Below are 15,890 nucleotides of genomic sequence, written 5' to 3' on the forward strand. Positions count from 1 at the left end.
ATGCTGATCATTGGACCTCCCGGTTCGGGTAAGGGTACGCAGGCCGAGCGCATTTCCGAGCGCCTCGGCGTAGTCGCCATCTCCACCGGCGACATCTTCCGTGCCAACGTCAAGGGCGAAACCCCCTTGGGCATTGAGGCCAAGAAGTACATGGACGCCGGCGATTTCGTTCCGGACAGCGTCACGAACAACATGGTTCGCGACCGCCTCGGCCAGGACGACGTCGAGAACGGCTTCCTGTTGGACGGCTACCCGCGCACAACGGCGCAGGTTGACTACTTGGACCAGATCCTCGCCGAGGGCCAGCAGGAGCTCGACGTCGTGCTCCAGCTGACTGCCGACGACGAAGAACTGGTTGCCCGCCTTTTGGGCCGTGCCAAGGAAACCGGCCGCTCCGATGACAACGAGACTGTGATCCGACACCGTCTTGACCTGTACCACGAGCAGACCGAAGCCGTCGTAGCCAAGTACTCCGAGCGTGGCATCCTGACACAGGTTGATGGCATCGGCGGTATCGACGAAGTTACCGACCGTGTGCTCACGGCGATCGAGTCGGCCAAGGCTGTCTAGCAGTACGTTCTCCACATAGCCGGATTACCGGCATGGGAGTGATGGGTGGGTCCCGTACCGTTTGGTGTGGGGCCCACCTTTTTCGTTCCCTGTCATGGGGTGGGTGCCAGCCAATTTCGGTCCTGCCCACGGATACAGGAAAATAATTGAAGCACGGGGCCAGGCGGGTCCCACCAGCAACCTTCCAAAGGAGAACATGGCGTTCGGTCAGCCCCGTATTGAATACAAGTCCAACGAGCAAATGCGCACCATGCACCAGGCAGGCCTTGTACTGAGCCGTGCCCTGGACGCTGCCGTTGCGGCGGCTAAGGCCGGAGTCACCACCAAGGACCTGGATGATGTATTCGCCGCAGTCCTCAACGAGGCCGGCGCGAAGTCGAATTTCCTCGGGTACCACGGCTTTCCGGCCACCATCTGTACCTCGGTGAACGAAGAAGTTGTTCACGGTATCCCGGGGGGCCGTGTCCTGCAGGACGGCGACATTATCTCCATCGACGGCGGCTGCATTGTGGACGGCTGGCATTCTGATTCCGCACGGACAGTGATTGTTGGAACCGCGGATCCCGAAGACCAGCGCCTCTCCGATGTCACGGAGGCCGCCATGTGGCGTGGAATCGCTGCCTTGGCCACCGGAAAGTTCGTGGGGGACATTGGCAACGCCATCGACGACTACGTATCGTCCGTCGAAGGCAAGCCCCTCGGCATCCTCGAAGACTATGTAGGCCACGGTATCGGGTCTGAAATGCATATGGCGCCCGATGTGCTGAACTACAGGACCAACCACCGCGGCCCGAAGATCCGTCCCGGCCTGTGCCTTGCCATTGAGCCGATGCTGGTTCGCGGGGACATTGAAACCGCAACCCTCGACGACGACTGGACAGTGGTCACCACCGACGGCAAGCGCTCCTGCCAATGGGAGCATTCGGTAGCCGTACATGAAAAGGGCATTTGGGTCCTGTCTGCCCCGGACGGCGGAGCAGCGCAGCTGGCGCCGCTCGGCGTCGTGCCAGTCCCCATCCCGTAGCTGACATATGAAGAGAGCCGGGCTGCTGAAGCAGCCCGGCTCTCTTCATGCTCGGCGGAGTTTATGCCTTCAGTTTGGGCTTGACGTCCTTGGTGTAGATGCCCTCGAGCGTCTTCTTCAGCTCCGTCATGGTGGCCTGCACATCGCCCTGCTGCGTGAGGATCTTCGCAGCAGACTTGGCCATCTCCTGGTCCGCACCCGGAAGGAAGACCCTCGCGTTGTCCTGGACCTTGGTGGCTGCGAGCTGGTCCATGGCGATCTTGATCTGCGGCGTGGTGGCCAGGACGGTAGACATGTCCGCGGATAGCCGCGTAGGCATGTAGCCGGTGGCAGCGGAGAACGCAGCCGTGTTCTCGGGTTCGGTCATGAACTTGAGGAAGGTTGCGGCGGCCAACTGCTCTTCCTTGCTGATCCCGCTTGGAATGCCCAGCCCCGCGCCGCCTGTCGGGCAAACGCCACTGGTAACCTGGGGACCGCCGGGGAGGAACCCGACGCCGACGTTGAACTTGGCAGCCTTCAGGACACCCAACAGGGAGCCGGTGGAGGAGATGGTCGACGAGGTAAGGCCAGCGGCGAAGTCGTCAGCAGCTTCCTTGGACGAGACGCCAGCCCATCCGTCTTTGTAAATGGAGTCTTGCGCCCACTGCAGGGCAGCCACGGATTCCTTGGAGTCGCAGGTGATGTCCCAGTCCTTGGACCAGCTTCCGCCCCAGCCCCACAGGTTGTTCTGCAGGGTCCAGCCGGCGTAGCCAGCCAACGCCGGGTAGATGTAGGCGTACTGGGCGCCGGAGCTTGCCTTCAGTTTGGGTGCCCATTCAGCGAATTCCTGCCAGGTTGCAGGAGCGCGGTCCGGAAGTCCTGCGGCTTTGAAGTGGTCCTTGTTGTAGTAGAACAGCGGGGTGGACCGGCCGTAGGGGAGGGCCCACTGCTTGTTGTCGTACTTGTAGTCGTCAACGAGGGACTTCTGGAAATCGTCGATCTTGATGTCGAGCTGCTTCACCAGTCCGTCAAGGGGAATGATGCTGCCGTTGGAGAAGTAGCGGAACCACCACACGTCGGAAAGGACCACCAAGCCGGGGAGCCCGGTCTTGGCCGCCTGCGACGTCTGGAACTTCTGGGCAATCTCTTCGTAGTTCGCCCCAGCCGTGACCAGGTTGACCTTGATGTCAGGGAACTTGGCGTGGAACTTGTCGATGATGGCCTTTTCCACGTCCTGCGACTTGCCCGGGTGGTTGGTCCAGAAATCGATGGAGGCGGCAGGCTTCACGCCGCTGAAGTCGATCGTTGCGGTGTCGACGGCGTCTGCCGTGCCCGCCGTCGAGGGTCCACCACATGCGGCGAGGGCCGCTGCTCCGGCTCCGAGGCCTGCAAGTCCCAGGAAATGTCGGCGGTCAAGGTTGGTGCGCATGGTGCTTCCTTTCAATAACGTACTTCGATGCGATTGGTGCGGCGGGAGAATCAACCGGTGACGCTTCCCTGCGTCAGGCCGGCAACGATGTAGCGCTGGAGTGCGGCGAAGACCAGCAGGATCGGAACGATCACCAGGACGGCCCCGGCCATGAGGATTCCCCAGCCTGCTCCGTTGCTTTCGGAGTTCTGCAACAAGGTGAGGCCTACTGGCAGGGTCATCGTCTCCGGACGATCGGTGATGATGAGCGGCCAAATGTAGTCATTCCATTCGCTGACCACTGTCACTAACGCCACAGTCGCGATGGACGGTACCGACACGGGCACGATGATTTGCCACAAGCGTCGCCAATGGCCGGCGCCATCGATCTCGGCCGCTTCGAGGATTGAGGGTGGCAGGGTCAGGAAGTGTTGCCGAAGGAGGAAAGTGCCGAACGCGGTGCCGAGGCCGGGAAGGATGATGCCCCACAGGGTGTTCTTGCCTCCCATGCCCGCTATCAGGATGTAGTTGGGCAGGATGGACACCTGCGCCGGGACCATCAGGGCAACCAGGATGAGCACGAAGATGACGTTCTTGAACGGAAAACGCACGAACACCAAGGCGTAGGCGGTCAGGATCGCCAGGATGACCTTGACGGTGGAACCAACCACGGTAACGATCAGGCTGTTCGCGAAAAATTGGGCGAACGGAACCGTCGTCATGGCTGTGGCATAGTTCTCCAGGTTCAAGGACTCCGGCAGGATTTTCAGGTCCATGGTGACGATTTCGCCCGGTTGCTTGAACGAGCTGAGCAGCATCCACAGCAATGGCAGGGCCACCACCAGCGTGGCGACGATCAGCGGAACGTAGCCCGCGGCGACTGTCTGGAGAAGGTTCGCAGGCGACAAGGGCCTGTGCCGACGGTCCGGCTCAGCGTCCTGCTGGGAAACGACGACGGCGGCTGGTGACGGTGCGCTCATGAGTAGTGGACCTTTCGTTCAACGAACCGCAGTTGGAGGACCGTGATGATCAGCAGGATGGCGAAGAGGATCACTGAGATCGCCGCGGAGTAGCCCGCCCTGTTGTAGGCGCCGAAAGCCTGGAGGTAGGCCTCGTAGATCAACGTGCTGGTGCCATTGCCCAGCGGTGTCATGATGCGGATCAGGTCGAATGCCTGCAACGAACTCAGCATGGTGGTGATCAGCAGGAAGAACGTGGTGGGGGAGAGCAAGGGCAGCGAGATGCTGAGGAACCGTCGTACACCGTTCGCCCCGTCGAGGGCCGCGGCTTCCATCACGTCCCGCGGAAGTGACTGCAGCCCGGCCAGATAGACCACGGCGCAATAGCCCAGGTTTTTCCAGACGTAGACAATGATGACCATCACCAACGAAAGCTGGGGGTCGTTGATCCACTGTGGGCTCTGCTGACCGAGCCCACGAAGGATCCAAGCCAGGACACCGTAGCCGGGATCGAAGATGAACAACCACACCAAACCGACACCCACCCCGGAGAGCACGTACGGCGCAAACACCGCGGACCGGGCCAACGTGGTGCCGCGAACCTTCGCATTCAACGCCAAGGCAACAAGCAAGCCCAGGACCATGGAGCCACCCACTGTAACAAGCGTGAAGACCGCCGTGGTGGCGAGGACTTTCGAGGCGTCCTCGCCGGTGAAGAACGTGACGTAGTTCTGCAGCCCAACAACCGTGGCTGAAGCGGATCCCAGCGTCCAATCCAACGTGGAGTAGTAGATGTTGTTAATCAGCGGCCAGTACGTGAAGGTGCCAATCAGCACCAGGTTGGGAAGGGCCATGGCCAGGAAGACGACAAAGTCCTTGCGGCTGCGGCCGGACCAGCGCCGTCTCTGCCGGTTTCTCCCGGGCGTGGCAACCGGCGGGGCGGAGGCCGCTGAGTCGGGGCCGTCCGCGGGCGCGGTGCTGCTCTTGTGAAGCAAAGGGGCAGTCATGGGTCACTAACGTTCTCGGGTGATTGAGGGGTTCGCCAGCGCCCGGACCGGGGCGGCGAAGACAGGCCTAGCTCACCACACCGAAGTGGCCTGTCGGGACCAAAAAGGCATCCCTGAGTGATAGTTGTCTGACACTTCCCAACCCGTTTACGTGGTGTTCCCCGCATGTTCGTATTTGAGGCTCAACTCCCAGTTCCAGTCCAGGGTGAGGCGTTGCCCAGGCCGGTGGAGAATGGAGCCATGAATGCGATCACCGATGTTGCGGGCGTACGGGTTGGTCATGTGCAGAGGGTGGGGGATGGGTGGCTGTCCGGGGTGACCGTGGTGCTGCCTCCGCCCGGAACTGTGGGGTCGGTGGATGTTCGGGGCGGAGGTCCCGGGACGCACGAGACCGACGCTTTGGATCCCACCACGTTGGTGTCCACCGTTGATGCCGTGGTGTTGACAGGTGGCAGCGCCTTCGGGCTGGCCTCCGCGCATGGGGCGCAGGCATGGTGCGAGGAACAGGGGCGCGGCTTTGCCGTCCCGGGAACCGTGGTGCCAATTGTTCCGGCCGCGGCCATTTTCGACCTCGGGCGTGGCGGCGACGTGCGCGCACGGCCCGACGCCGACATGGGCTACCAGGCAGCTGCCGCGGCGTTCGCCTCCGGTGAGCATGCCGCCGTCGGGCGTGGAAACGTTGGTGCCGGTACCGGTGCGGTCATAGCCCGCGGACAGTACAAAGGTGGGGTGGGTACGTCATCGATCGAACTCGACGGCGGCGTGATTGTGGGGGCCATCGCTGTGGTGAACGCGCTGGGTTCTCCTGTATTTCCTGCGGCGGGGCCGAAACCCTCTGCGCGCTCGGTCGTTCCTCCCTTAGACGCGCGCGGCCGGGTTCCTGCCCAGCCGCAGGGGCTCAATACGACCCTGGTCGTGATCGCTACGAATGCAATTTTGGATGTGGCCGAGTGCAAGCGGACGGCATCTGCCGGGCATGCCGGGCTGGCCCGGGCCCTGGATCCGTCCCACACCCTTGCCGACGGTGACACCGTGTTCGCTTTGGCGACTGGCGCCGTCGGGCTTGACCGCAGTAATGAACAAGCGCGGCAGGTCTCGCTCATCACGCTCCAGAGTGCTGCGGCGGAAGCCGTGCGGCTGGCTATCCTGGATGGTGTCCTGGCCGCCGAAAGCGTCTCGACGCCGGCAGGTGATTTCCCGGCGTTCGGGACTGCGGGGGAGTGACGGCGGCGGATGCTTGCGCTACCATGGACGGATTTAACTTTCCGGCCCGATTGGCGTAGAGTTATTTGTTGGTTGTCTGTGCAGCCACGCCCTTTTTAGGGTCGTGGTTCCAAGGGGGCCAAGCAAACAAAAAACGTCCGCTGGATCTTCGGTGCCTAACTGAAGGACGGCGGCAAACAACAGTTAGCGGAGGATATGGCCAAGAAGGACGGGGTCATTGAGATCGAGGGCGTTGTGACTGAGGCGCTGCCCAATGCGATGTTTCGCGTTGAGCTCACCAACAAGCACGTCGTTCTCGCACACATCTCTGGGAAGATGCGACAGCACTACATTCGAATCCTCCCCGAGGACCGGGTAGTGGTTGAGCTGAGCCCATACGACCTCACACGTGGTCGTATCGTCTACCGCTACAAGTAAATTGCTGGGCGGCAGGCAATAGTGCCAAGCCGCTCCAGCAGATCAACTGCAAAACACGCAAAGGAACGCCATGAAGGTCAAGCCGAGCGTCAAGCAGATCTGCGACAAGTGCAAAGTGATCCGCCGTAACGGCCGGGTCATGGTGATCTGCGAGAACCCGCGCCACAAGCAGCGCCAGGGCTAATTCCCCTTCCGGGAATCAGCGCCCGCAAGGGCAAACCTGGGTTGCTAGCCCACGCAAGTAAATAAAGGCAGCACAAGCTGTGCCAGGACTGCATTACAGAGCCTGGTCAGCGAACCCCCGGTCGGAGGCTGGGGCCACACGGAACGTGTGGGTGTACTGCCTACGACCTCCGGTTTATTCAAGGAGTACCGCCACTATGGCTCGTCTCGCTGGCGTAGACATTCCCCGCGAAAAGCGGTTGGAAATTGCGCTTACTTACATCTACGGCGTGGGCAAGACCCGTGCACACGAAACCCTGGCTGCCACCGGCATCAGCGCTGACGTTCGCGTCAAGGACCTGACTGACGCCGAGCTGGTCCAGCTGCGTGACTACATTGAAGGCAACTACAAGGTTGAGGGTGACCTTCGCCGCGAGGTAGCCGCTGACATCCGCCGCAAGGTTGAGATCGGCAGCTACGAAGGCCTGCGCCACCGCAAGGGCCTGCCCGTACGCGGACAGCGTACGAAGACCAACGCACGTACCCGCAAGGGTCCGAAGCGCACCGTCGCCGGCAAGAAGAAGGCCGGACGTTAATCCCTCGGGATTGACCTGGTTTTCCCCCGATAACTTTCTGTAGGAGAAACAATGCCCCCGAAGACTCGTGGAGCGGTTCGTAAGCCGCGTCGCAAGGATAAGAAGAATATTGCGCTTGGCCAGGCGCACATCAAGAGCACCTTTAACAACACCATCGTGTCCATCACGGACCCGAACGGTGCTGTCATCTCATGGGCTTCCGCCGGTGAGGTTGGCTTCAAGGGCTCCCGTAAGTCCACCCCGTTCGCTGCCCAGATGGCTGCCGAAGCTGCTGCAAAGCGCGCTCAGGAGCACGGTCTGCGCAAGGTTGACGTATTCGTCAAGGGCCCGGGATCCGGACGCGAAACCGCAATCCGTTCGCTTCAGGCCGCTGGCCTCGAGGTTGGCTCCATCCAGGACGTCACCCCCAGCGCCCACAACGGTTGCCGCCCCCCGAAGCGTCGCCGCGTCTAATTAGGTCTTCCCTGCCTGACCGGCCGGGCCTGCTGTGGATGGTTTTCCGTCCATAAGCATGGCCCGGCTGGTCAGGCTGGAAACCGAAGCCGATTTCCACCACCTGTGTTGCGTCATATAGCGGATGCTCGCCGAAAGGAAACCTAAGTGCTCATTGCACAGCGCCCCACCCTGTCCGAAGAAGTTGTATCCGAGAACCGCTCCCGTTTCATCATTGAACCGCTGGAGCCGGGCTTCGGCTACACCCTCGGAAACTCCCTCCGCCGTACCCTGCTCTCCTCCATCCCCGGTGCCGCTGTAACCAGCATCCGGATCGATGGCGTGCTGCACGAGTTCACCACGGTTCCGGGTGTCAAGGAAGATGTCACCGAGATCATCCTGAACATCAAGAACCTTTCGGTTTCCTCCGAGCACGATGAGCCGGTTGTTGCTTACCTGCGCAAGCAGGGCCCCGGAGTCGTCACCGCCGCGGACATCGCTCCGCCGGCCGGCGTCGAATTCCACAACCCGGATCTGCACATTGCCACTCTGAACTCGAAGGGCAAGTTCGAACTCGAACTGACCATCGAGCGCGGCCGTGGCTACGTTTCGGCAGCTCAGAACAAGTCCGGCGACTCCGAGATCGGCCGTATTCCGGTTGACTCGATCTACTCGCCGGTCATGAAGGTAACTTTCCGCGTGGAAGCTACCCGTGTTGAGCAGCGCACCGACTTCGACAAGCTCATTGTCGACGTCGAGACCAAGCAGGCAATCGCTCCCCGCGATGCTGTTGCTTCCGCAGGTACCACCCTGGTGGAACTGTTCGGTCTGGCCCGTGAGCTGAACACCGCAGCTGAAGGTATCGAGATTGGCCCGTCGCCGACGGACGCTGCCCTGGCAGCCGACATGGCTCTGCCGATCGAGGATCTGGACCTCACGGTCCGTTCCTACAACTGCCTCAAGCGTGAGGGCATCCACACCGTGGGTGAACTCGTTGCCCGCTCCGAGGCTGACCTGATGGACATCCGTAACTTCGGTGCGAAGTCCATTGACGAGGTCAAGGCAAAGCTCGTCGAACTGGGTCTGTCCCTCAAGGACTCCCCTCCCGGTTTCGATCTCGCAGCCCGCGCCGCAGCCATCGAAGAGGACGACGCCGCGTTCAGCGACGACGAGCTCTAAACAGCAGATCTTGGCCGCCGGGTCCAGCAATGGACCTAACCGGCTTACACAACAGGAGAAATAACTATGCCTACCCCCACTAAGGGTCCGCGCCTCGGAGGCGGCCCGGCTCACGAGCGCCTGATGCTCGCGAACCTGGCAGCTGCTCTGTTTGAGCACAAGCGCATCACCACCACGGTTACCAAGGCCAAGCGCCTCAAGCCGTACGCAGAGCGTCTGGTCACCTTCGCCAAGCGTGGCGACCTCGCTTCCCGCCGCCGCGTTCTCGGCCTGATCAGCGACAAGGGCGTTGTCCACGAGCTGTTCACCGACATCGCCGGCGCCGTTGCCAACCGCGATGGTGGCTACACCCGCATCACCAAGATCGGCAACCGCAAGGGCGACAACGCTCCCATGGCTGTCATCGAGCTCGTTCTCGAGCCGGTTTCCCCGAAGCAGGCCGTTGTTGCTGAAGCAACCAACGCTGCTGCCAAGGCTGCTCCGGCTGCTGAAGCTCCGGCTGCCGAGGAAGAGGTCGTAGAGACCGAAGCTGCTGAAACCGAAGAAGCTCCGGCTGCTGAGGCCGAGGCTACTGAAGCTGAAGCTGCTGAAACCGAAGAGGCTCCGGCCGCTGAGGACAAGAAGTAATTCACTGAATTCTTCACAGTAGACTTAAGTCTATGAACGAACGAAAACCCGCTGCCCCCGTTATGGGGGGCGGCGGGTTTTTGCGTGTCCGGCTGGATCTCTCGTACGACGGCGGCCCTTTCAGCGGGTGGGCACTGCAGCCTGGTCTTCGCACGGTGCAGGGGTCGCTTGAGGAAGCACTGACGCTCCTGCTGCAGCGGCCCGTCCGCGTGACGGTTGCCGGCAGGACTGACGCCGGGGTCCATGCCCGTGGGCAGGTAGTTCACCTGGACCTGACCGAAGCCGAGTGGCTGGCACTGCCGCGAGGGCACGAACTCGATCCCGCCGTCGCGCTTTTGCGTCGTCTCCGTGGTGCGTTGAGCCGGATTCTTGGCGACCTGACCGGCGCTGTGGAGGTGCACGACGCCGGCCTGGCGCCTGAAGGTTTCGACGCCCGCTTTTCTGCGTTGTGGCGGAGGTACAGTTACCGGATTGCCGACGGTCCGGAGCGGTGGGACCCGGTCCTTCGAAGCATTACCCTGTGGCACAAGTCTGCGGTGGATGTCTCCGTGATGAACCACGGGGTGCAGGCACTGCTGGGACTCCAGGATTTTAGGTCCTACTGCAAACCCCGCGAAGGTGCCACGACAGTCCGTGAGCTGCAGAAGTTCTCCTTTGAACGGGGGAGCGACGGGGTCATTGTCGCGACCGTCCAGGCGGATGCCTTCTGCCACAACATGGTGCGCTCACTGGTTGGTTCTGCCCTGAGGGTGGGCGAGGGACTGGAGTCTCCCGAGTGGCTGCATGCCAGGCTTCTGGAACGAAAACGCGACGCCAAGTCCGTCCTTGCCGCCCCGCACCCGTTGGTGCTGGAAGAGGTCGCTTACCCCTTGGACAGCCAGTTGTTGGCCCGGGCTGAACTGACGCGGGCGCGCCGGGAGTAGCTCGCTGGTTGGGGCCCGGACGTTGGAGGACCCCCTCCCGGCTCTGGGTACCGGAAGGGGGCCGTTGTGGCACTCCGTGGTCTGGGATCCGCGAAGTGCCGGTCTATGTCCCTGCGGGAAAGATCAGCTGAAGGTTTGCATGATTTTGATGACGGCAGGGCCCAGAAGGACTATGAACAGCACTGGAAAAATGCAGAACAGCAAGGGGAAGAGCACCTTCACTGGGAGCTTCATGGCCTTCTCTTCCGCATTCTGCCGCCGCTTGACGCGGGCTTGCTTGGCTTGTGCGCGGAGGACATTCGCGATGCCGATACCGTACTTGTCGGCTTGGATGACGGCGAGGACGAAGCTGCGAACGTCTGGTACAGCACAGCGATCAGCCAACGCCTCGTAGGCCTCACCCCGTGGTCGTCCGACCTGCATATCCTGGAGCGTCCGGACCAATTCCATAGCGAGCGGTCCTTCGCCGTGAATCGACGCCCTCTCCATGGCGGACTCGAAACCCAGCCCCGCCTCAACTGAAATGAGCATTTGATCGAGGGTGTTGGGAAATTCCAGCTTGATGGCGTCCTGTCGTTTGATCCCGATGTTGACGATCAGAAGATCCGGGAGGAAGTACAGGAGCACAGCCAGGAACATACCGAAGACCGACGCTGCACCGTTCTCACTGGCTAGAACCAACATGACGCCCGAGAGTGCGCCAATGAGGGCAAGCGATGGTTTCAAAGCAATGACCTTGCTGAGCGGCATGGAACTGGGCCGTCCAGCCAAGGCCAACCAATGGTCCAGTTTGGCTTCGTAGCTCCCGGGCATCAGCTTTTTGGCCGCTCCAAGCATGAACGGGGAGCGTTGGTTCTTGGCCCCGTCGCCGCGGCCGAACCCGGAGCCAAGGTTGGACTGGATGGACACGAGCCCTTTCCGGTCTACCGATGCCAGGGACCAGGCGAAGTACGCCAACGGCGTGACAATGAGTGCGATAAAAAGCCATGCAAGCGGAGTCATGATGGGCCTCCTAGAATTTGATCTTTATGGTGCGGCTCATCCAGAAACCACCGACGACGAACAGCAGACAGCTGAGGACAGTCATGGCTATTCCCAATGGGTGGTCTACAAAGAGACGCATATATGTCGGATTCATGACGGCTACGGCAAGCGCCACTACAACAGGCAGTGCCATGAGGATCAGGGCAGACATCTTGCCTTCTGCGCTGAGCGACCGCACGTGTCCCTTGATCTCGCTGCGTTCGCGAATTGTTCCTGACACCTGTTCAAGGACTTCTGCCAAGTCGCCACCCACTTCGCGGTTTATCTGGACGGCCTGGCCAATCCATCGAAAGTCTTCACTTTGCATTCGTGTCGCAACATCTTCGAGGGCCTGCCGGGGGTCTTTGCCTATTCTGACCTCGTTGACTACCCGCGCCAGCTCTTCGGATGTGGGCACTTGTGCTTCACGTGCTGCCGCTTCCAACGAACGCATGATGCTGTGGCCCACACGGAGTCCGCCGATCAACATCTGAATGGTGTCCGTTAGTTGGTCCTCAAACGCGGCCCGTCGCTTCGCCGTTTTGGCGATCAGTATGAACCTGGCGCCGAAGGGGACGGCAATCGCCAGAAGGACGCCGATGATCGGGCTGATGAACAGCCATCCGAAACCTCCCAGGATCAGGAGGGCGATGCCAACCACCACCGTGACGTCAGCCGGGGTCTGTTTGACCCCCGCGTTGTACAGAACCGCCCTATTAAAGGGCCCACCGGACTTGCCAATCGCGCCATCAACCCAGCGGACGGCCGACTCGGAAACACGTCCCACGGCTGAAGGGTCCAACGTTGTTTCGATACGCCGGCGTTCAATCGGAATAGCCGCATTCTTCGGCTTCAGGACCACAACCACAAACAGCATCAGTGAGCCTACGCACAGGCCGATTGCTGTAAAGAACACCCAAGTCTCCACGGCTACCTCCTCCCTAGGGGCAATGTCGTTACGCCGAAGGTGGATGGTGAAACCGAAATTCCCAACTCAACAAACCGGTCAAGGAACCTGGGCCGGATGCCAGTGGGAAGTGCTTTGCCCAGAAAGCGCCCCTGGGCGTCAAGGCCTGCCGAGTAGTCGAAGAGGAAAGCATCCTGCAAGGTCACAACGTCTCCCTCCATGCCCTGGACCTCGGTCACGTGAGTTACCCTGCGGCTGCCATCCCGCAGTCGAGTGACCTGAACAATAAGGTCGACTGCTGAGGAAACTTGTTCTCGGACGGCACGCAGGGGAAGGTCCATGCCGGCCATCAGTACGAGGGTCTCCAAACGGGCTATGGCGTCACGGGGAGAGTTGGCATGGACTGTGGACAACGATCCGTCGTGGCCCGTATTCATTGCCTGTAGCATGTCCAGAGATTCGCCGCCGCGCACTTCGCCAACGATGATGCGGTCGGGACGCATGCGGAGGGAGTTTCGGACGAGATCGCGGATGCTGATAGCACCCTTTCCCTCAATGTTCGGTGGACGGCTCTCCAATCGGACCACATGTTGTTGCTGCAGTTGGAGTTCTACAGCATCCTCGATAGTGACAATGCGGTCCGACTCAGGGATGAACGACGACAGGACATTCAGCAACGTCGTTTTACCTGTACCAGTGCCTCCCGAAACAATGATGTTGAGCCGTGCCTGCACGCAAGCGCTTAAAAGCTCCGCCATCTCCTGGCTTACGGAGCCCCACTCGATGAGGTTCCGTACTGTAATGGGGATATGGCTGAACTTTCGGATTGTCAGCGATGGACCGTTGACTGCCAGTGGAGGGATGATGGCGTTGACACGGGATCCGTCTTCTAGCCGGGCATCGACAAGTGGCGAAGACTCGTCAATTCGACGCCCCACCTTGGAGACGATCCGCTCAATGACTTTCCGAAGGTGGGCATCGGAGCTGAACTGCAGATCGGTTAGGGCCAGATGTCCATGCCGCTCCACGTAGATTTGGTCGAATCCATTCACCATCACTTCAGTAACCGATGGGTCCTCCAGCAGACGTTGAAGCGGCCCAAAGCCCATAACTTCATCAGCTATTTCGCGTATGAGGCGACGCCGTTCCTCGGGTGACAAAGGGACCTGCTCGTCGTCGATGACCGCTGAAAGCTCGTCTACAGCGAAAGAACGCAGTTCCTCTTCTGAGGACGAGGTGTCACCGGTCCTGTTGCCCATCCTTTCAAAAAGGGCCGAGGCCGCACGTTGCTTGAGGCCTGCCAAGGCATCAACGGCGGGGAGTGCCGGAGTTCCACCCAAGATAGGACCCGAAGCCAGCGTTGCTGCCGTCCCCTCACCAGCCAAGGTGCTTTCGGGCGAGTGCGAATCGGTGATGCTGGCCGCAGCAAGCGGATTATTCCTTGTCAACCTCTCGGACAGTTTCATGACACCACCACCCTGCGGTGGAGCTTGTTCTGCGGTGTGGATTCCAATCGCGGATCGAAACGCTGAACCAACTTTCGCAGCCCCTTGATCGCCGTGTCCCTTGCCGTTCCCTGAAGGACCGGTACGCCCCGATTCGTCGAGTACGGAAGGGTCCGGGACCGCGGAATCACCGTGTCAATCGGGACACCGATGGTGGCCTCAACATCCTGGACTGAAAGACCACTCTTTCTGTCCGCAAAATTCAGTACAGTGTGTCGGCCTTGCGGCAGGAGTTGGAGTTCCTTCAATACGCTGAAGCATTTTCGGAGTCCCCGAATGCTTGGCACATCCATCCCACAGACCCAGACACCGTCAGTGGCCAGTTCCAGCGTGGCGAGGCAGTGTTCGCCCAAGCCCGGTGCCGTATCCACAACGACGTACTTGAACTCCGTGGCCAACTGATTGAGGAGGCGGGTCACATGATCGGCTGTGATGTAGTCCGACTCGGAAGGCTTCTGTGGTGCGCAGAGTGCGTAGATGCCAGCCGGATGGACGGTCAGGAACGCCTTGAGGACCATGGAGTCCTGAGCGGCTGCACCGTGAACTGCCTCCGTGATGGAGTGCTCCGGTTCCAAGAGCAGGCCGGAGGCGACATCCCCGAACTGCAGGTCCAGGTCCACAATCACCACGCTCATTGGGGCCAGAGCCCCCAGTCCTATGGCCAGATTGGTGGCGACGGTTGTTTTTCCCACGCCGCCCTTGGGCGACATGACGGCTATCACCCGCCCCTTTTCTTGAGCCGGGTCCGCAGCGGGCTGCATTCCTCGCCGCCGACTGGCGGACGCCAGGCATGCACGCTCCAGGAGGATGCGAAGCTCGTTGACTTCGGCGTCCGGGGCTACGACATCCCTGACGCCAGCATGCATGGCTTTCAAGACGATGTCCGCACTCGGCTCTGCCACCATCAGCAGGCTGATTTCCGGGTACTGTAGGTCGACGACTGTGGCCAGCTTGAATGCATCGTCCGGATTTACGCCCGGGCCAAGGATCATCACCTCGGGGGGAGCACCAGTCATTTGCTTGAAGAGTTCGTCCGTACCAGCCTGGAGAATAGAAGGGGACAGGGTTTGCAGGTCGCCGTGAAGGGCCCCTGTGACGGCCTGGCGGACGCGGGCTTCAAAGTCCCTGACGGCGGTGATGGCTACGAATCGGCTCATTGGAGCAGCCCTCCAAAGGTGGTGGTTGGGGGATCGCTCTTGGCGGTCTTCTCAGTTTGCTTCGAGAGCCATAAGGTTCCGAACTCCGCACCAAAGACCATCTTTGAAGCGTTGGCGTCGCTGAGGGCGACAGTTACATAAGCGGATCCGTTTGGCAGTGCCACCGCCTTTTCGGTGCCCGCTGACTTCTCAGCGTCCGGGGCGGCTTGTTGAACTGCAGTAACCAGGACATCGTGGTAAAGCAGCTTGGTGAAGTTCTTCCAGCCCGTCACATTGGCCGGAAGATTGGCCCCAGCCGCTACGGCGTCATCCACTTTGAAAGATGCGTACACCGTGACGGTGTCGCCGGCCTCGATACGGCCCCCGAGGATGCGCTCGGGCGAAAGGACGAAAGTGGACTCCTGCAGCCCTTCCGGGACCGGCACGGTGCCAGGTGCCAGATCCTTTGGACTCACCAGCTTCATTCCCAGGAGTTGTTCGCCGGGCTGCATGTCAGCGGCGGTGACCTTGCCTGTTTGATCGGCGAGAGCGCTTATTGACCCGGGCGCGACTGCTGATTGAGGCAAAGTTTCGGTTTTTACCTTGGACTGAAGCTCTTCCGCTTTGGTGCCGGCAGGAATGCGTTCCTTCACCACCAGGACACTTACGGGATCGAGCCCCTCTTGTGCACGTTTGTCGGCTCCCTGAACGTAGGTGACCAGTAGGACTGTGCCAATGACTGCCAGAAGCAGTGCAGCTATGCCTCCCAGTAGGCGTGTTTTCACTTTGTAGCTCCTTTCGGGTTCTTGCGT

The 15,890-nt window shown here is 60.8% G+C and carries 18 protein-coding genes; 10 read left to right on the plus strand and 8 right to left on the minus strand.

Annotated elements, in window-relative coordinates:
* Together QRM57_RS10165 and map are read left to right on the plus strand one after the other, a co-directional pair.
* The gene (locus QRM57_RS10165; RefSeq protein ID WP_235518597.1) at positions 1-570 is read left to right on the plus strand and encodes an adenylate kinase; all 570 of its coding nucleotides are present in this window, start codon (positions 1-3) and stop codon (positions 568-570) included.
* Between the two features lie 196 nt (positions 571-766).
* Entirely contained in the window at positions 767-1,594 is an 828-nt protein-coding gene (gene map / locus QRM57_RS10170) for a type I methionyl aminopeptidase (protein WP_235517121.1), read from the plus strand.
* A 61-nt stretch (positions 1,595-1,655) separates the two neighbouring features.
* Here the strand turns inward: map and QRM57_RS10175 are convergent, their stop codons facing one another.
* The 3 genes from QRM57_RS10175 to QRM57_RS10185 are packed head-to-tail and all read right to left on the minus strand — an operon-like array spanning position 1,656 to position 4,947.
* A complete protein-coding gene (locus QRM57_RS10175) occupies positions 1,656-3,002 on the minus strand; it encodes an ABC transporter substrate-binding protein (RefSeq protein ID WP_257370552.1) in 1,347 nt (448 codons plus the stop codon).
* 50 nt (positions 3,003-3,052) lie between these two features.
* Entirely contained in the window at positions 3,053-3,961 is a 909-nt protein-coding gene (locus tag QRM57_RS10180) for a carbohydrate ABC transporter permease (RefSeq protein WP_284986484.1), read from the minus strand.
* On the minus strand, positions 3,958-4,947 hold the full coding sequence (locus QRM57_RS10185) for a carbohydrate ABC transporter permease (protein ID WP_284986485.1): 990 nt from the start codon (positions 4,945-4,947) through the stop codon (positions 3,958-3,960). The genes QRM57_RS10180 and QRM57_RS10185 overlap by 4 nt, the downstream gene beginning before the upstream one ends.
* Before the next feature lie 240 nt (positions 4,948-5,187).
* On the opposite strand from QRM57_RS10185, the gene QRM57_RS10190 reads away from it, so the two are divergent.
* From QRM57_RS10190 to truA, 8 genes are all read left to right on the plus strand, one after another.
* A complete protein-coding gene (locus QRM57_RS10190; protein ID WP_284986486.1) occupies positions 5,188-6,171 on the plus strand; it encodes a P1 family peptidase in 984 nt (327 codons plus the stop codon).
* 195 nt (positions 6,172-6,366) lie between these two features.
* On the plus strand, positions 6,367-6,588 hold the full coding sequence (gene infA / locus QRM57_RS10195; protein WP_011775571.1) for a translation initiation factor IF-1: 222 nt from the start codon (positions 6,367-6,369) through the stop codon (positions 6,586-6,588).
* 70 nt (positions 6,589-6,658) lie between these two features.
* A complete protein-coding gene (rpmJ, locus tag QRM57_RS10200) occupies positions 6,659-6,772 on the plus strand; it encodes a 50S ribosomal protein L36 (protein ID WP_011775570.1) in 114 nt (37 codons plus the stop codon).
* Positions 6,773-6,968: 196 nt separating this feature from the next.
* Positions 6,969-7,346 (plus strand): 30S ribosomal protein S13, encoded by a 378-nt coding sequence (gene rpsM, locus QRM57_RS10205; RefSeq protein ID WP_011775569.1) that lies wholly within the window; start codon positions 6,969-6,971, stop codon positions 7,344-7,346.
* A 51-nt stretch (positions 7,347-7,397) separates the two neighbouring features.
* Positions 7,398-7,799, plus strand: coding sequence for a 30S ribosomal protein S11 (gene rpsK / locus QRM57_RS10210; protein WP_014922380.1), 402 nt, complete (start codon positions 7,398-7,400; stop codon positions 7,797-7,799).
* A 147-nt stretch (positions 7,800-7,946) separates the two neighbouring features.
* Positions 7,947-8,957, plus strand: a complete 1,011-nt coding sequence (locus QRM57_RS10215; protein ID WP_011775567.1) for a DNA-directed RNA polymerase subunit alpha — start codon at positions 7,947-7,949, stop codon at positions 8,955-8,957.
* Between the two features lie 66 nt (positions 8,958-9,023).
* Positions 9,024-9,584, plus strand: coding sequence for a 50S ribosomal protein L17 (gene rplQ, locus QRM57_RS10220; RefSeq protein WP_235517116.1), 561 nt, complete (start codon positions 9,024-9,026; stop codon positions 9,582-9,584).
* 32 nt (positions 9,585-9,616) lie between these two features.
* Positions 9,617-10,507, plus strand: coding sequence for a tRNA pseudouridine(38-40) synthase TruA (gene truA / locus QRM57_RS10225; RefSeq protein ID WP_284986487.1), 891 nt, complete (start codon positions 9,617-9,619; stop codon positions 10,505-10,507).
* Between the two features lie 123 nt (positions 10,508-10,630).
* On the opposite strand, the gene QRM57_RS10230 is transcribed toward truA, so the two are convergent.
* Genes QRM57_RS10230 through cpaB form a run of 5 tightly spaced genes read right to left on the minus strand, consistent with a single transcriptional unit; the run spans position 10,631 to position 15,863 of the window.
* Positions 10,631-11,509, minus strand: a complete 879-nt coding sequence (locus tag QRM57_RS10230) for a type II secretion system F family protein (protein ID WP_284986488.1) — start codon at positions 11,507-11,509, stop codon at positions 10,631-10,633.
* Positions 11,510-11,519: 10 nt separating this feature from the next.
* Positions 11,520-12,458 carry a type II secretion system F family protein gene (locus tag QRM57_RS10235; protein ID WP_257371265.1) on the minus strand — a complete coding sequence of 313 codons (939 nt, stop codon included), beginning with the start codon at positions 12,456-12,458 and terminating at the stop codon, positions 11,520-11,522.
* A 2-nt stretch (positions 12,459-12,460) separates the two neighbouring features.
* On the minus strand, positions 12,461-13,903 hold the full coding sequence (locus tag QRM57_RS10240) for a TadA family conjugal transfer-associated ATPase (RefSeq protein WP_284986489.1): 1,443 nt from the start codon (positions 13,901-13,903) through the stop codon (positions 12,461-12,463).
* Positions 13,900-15,099, minus strand: coding sequence for a CpaE/TadZ family protein (locus QRM57_RS10245; RefSeq protein WP_257371262.1), 1,200 nt, complete (start codon positions 15,097-15,099; stop codon positions 13,900-13,902). Before QRM57_RS10245 ends, QRM57_RS10240 begins: the two co-directional genes overlap by 4 nt.
* Complete coding sequence (gene cpaB, locus QRM57_RS10250) at positions 15,096-15,863, minus strand: Flp pilus assembly protein CpaB (protein ID WP_257371260.1); 768 nt, start codon at positions 15,861-15,863, stop codon at positions 15,096-15,098. The genes QRM57_RS10245 and cpaB overlap by 4 nt, the downstream gene beginning before the upstream one ends.
* Between the last annotated feature and the right edge of the window lie 27 nt (positions 15,864-15,890).

It is taken from the genome of Arthrobacter sp. fls2-241-R2A-172 (genome assembly GCF_030208885.1).
In the GTDB taxonomy this organism is placed as follows: Bacteria; Actinomycetota; Actinomycetes; order Actinomycetales; family Micrococcaceae; genus Arthrobacter.